The following is a 2349-nucleotide window of genomic DNA, read 5'->3' as shown; positions in this document are numbered from 1 at the left end:
TTAAATTTGCAGCAGTCTGTTTGGTATTTAGGCAAGGCAGAGCCTATGCAGTGTGGTTATTCCCCATAAATGGGTGATAACGTAGCATTAATGCCAAACAGGCGCTGCCCAAAGGGTTCTTCCTAGGGGCTATTTACTCTTTGTTGCTCGGTTTTTACTTAGCCCACTAGGTTACAAATCTCGCGCCGCGATTAAACAGCCCCTAGTTTGAACAAATTTTAATCCGCAAAGATCAACAGACCCTAGTTATTTACATAACGTTAATTGACTTAGCTATCAGTAATTACAGCTTCGATACGTCGATTCGCAGCATTTGCTCTTACTGATATTTCGTTTACTCGAGGTTGATCAATACCGTACCCGAACGATTTAACACGTTTTGGTTTTATATCGAATTGTTTAATTAGAATTTCAGCAACGGCAAACGCACGTTTTTCAGATAGTTTGCGGTTATATGTTCGATCTCCATCTAGAGAAGCATGACCTTGTATTTCAACCTGCTTATTTGGGTTTTCTTTTAAAAAATCTGCAAGCCGACTAATTTCTTGAATATATTGAGACCTTACATCGCTTGAGTCAGCAGAAAAAGGGATACCAATCTCTATATTCGAGGTTGATGCGCTATAAATTGTACAGCCAGATAAATCAACATTAGTTGACAGCGGCGTACTCGGACAAGTGTCTTGCTCGTTTGGTACGCCGTCACCATCATCATCTAAAAAGCTACTTTGTGTAGTGTCGGTTTCCAACGGTATATCTAAGTACCTTGGCATAGCGGTTACACTCATGTAGGCATTATCTTGCTTCGCTTTTTTTTGTAGAAATGCCTTGCGGCTAAAGGTGGTTGCTACATCGTAACTCGGACAAATATTTTGTGCGTTATGCACAATAGGATCGTCAGTTAGCTCTTTTAATGTAGGGTATTTACCTGACATTACGTCAAGTGCTGGCAATAATTTCCCCATTTCTTTTAGCATAGTTAAAATAGCCGATTGGCGGTCGTATAGCGCAACTATGTATGAACGTGTTGATTGGAACGATTCGTTTTCGGCATCAAGTACGTCTAGTAGAGTTCGTTGGCCTATATCAAATTGATCTTTATATGCAATTTTAACTTTAGTTGATGATTCGCGGTGTTGATTAAGCGCTGGCAACTTTTGCTCTAGTATAGTGACGTTGTAGTAGGCAATTTGCAGACTTTGACGAATATCAATACAGGCTTGATCTCGTTGATATTTTGCAATGTTTATATCTTGATAAGCTTGTTCTAAATTAGCGCTATCAAGACCACCGTTATACAAGTTATAACTAATATCTATGCCGACTCGCGCTTCTGTTCTGGTTTCATTTTGACCAAGCTCATCTCTATCTTGGCTACCGTAGCGGGCAGATAAATCTACGTTAGGATGAAAGGCCGCTTTTTGTGCTTTGGCGTTCGCTTTTTGCGCTTCAATATTATACAAAGAGGCATAAAATGAAGGGCTGTTTTTGTAGGCGACGTCTAGCGCTTGGTTAACCGAAATTGGTATATTGTTTTCATCAAGGTCAGCTTGCTTTATATCGTTCATAGGTAGCTCACCTACAACTCTTAGGTAGCGAGCGCTTACATCATGTAAATTTGAGTACTCCGTTAATACATTAGATTGCGCTAGAGATAAACGACCACTAATTTGTTCTAGGTCTGCTGCGCGCGCTACACCGGCGCCTACGCTTTGCTCTATTTGTTGGTATACAGACTCGTGCTCTTGTAAATTAGCTTCTGCAAGTTGTACTAACTCTTTGAGTTTTTGTACGTCAAGTAGTGCAATCGAGGCTTCAAGTGCTGTTTGTTCTGTTTGAGAAATAAGCTCAAAGTACCTAATAAGTTGAATACGTTTAAAACGGTCAACTGTATTAGATGTTCTAAAACCGTCATAAAGCATTTGAGTAACGCTTAATTCGGCTGTATTACGGTTATATTCTTCTTCAATACCGTAATTTCTTCTTTCATATCCTGCACTTGCTGATACATCAACACTTGGTAAATAACCTGAACGGGCAGCATCCACTCCATAAATAGAAGATTTAAAAGCATGCCATGCTTCTTGTACTTCAGGATTGTTTTCAATCGCTTTACTTGAGACGTATGTAAGTGGCATTGCTGATTGTTCGTTTGCATGCACGTAGTTTGATAAAGTTACGGCTGTAATCGCTAATCCGATTAACATAGTCCCTTGATGCTTTTTAAAAGTGTTTTTTATAATCATTTCTTCCTCTTAGATCCTGTTAAGACCGAAAATACTCTTTTAAATATTTAGTAAAGGAGTGCTAATTTTGCAAGTAATCTTTTCGGGTAGCATGAAAAAAAAT

Annotated in this window: 1 protein-coding gene; it reads right to left on the bottom strand. The window is 39.0% G+C overall.

The genetic code is table 11. The features are described 5' to 3' along the window. Positions 1 to 269 precede the first annotated feature (269 nt). The gene (locus tag GQR46_RS18825; RefSeq protein ID WP_165742070.1) at positions 270 to 2246 is read right to left on the bottom strand and encodes a TolC family outer membrane protein; all 1977 of its coding nucleotides are present in this window, start codon (positions 2244 to 2246) and stop codon (positions 270 to 272) included. Positions 2247 to 2349 lie beyond the last annotated feature (103 nt).

It is taken from the genome of Pseudoalteromonas sp. Z1A6 (assembly GCF_011378745.1).
Lineage (GTDB): Bacteria > Pseudomonadota > Gammaproteobacteria > Enterobacterales > Alteromonadaceae > Pseudoalteromonas > Pseudoalteromonas arctica.
This window is presented reverse-complemented; position numbering and strand designations above follow the sequence as displayed.

Bases quoted from the DNA above. Each gene is read 5' to 3' on its own strand.
- GQR46_RS18825 (WP_165742070.1), bottom strand. From the start codon at position 2,246: ATGATTATAAAAAACACTTTTAAAAAGCATCAAGGGACTATGTTAATC.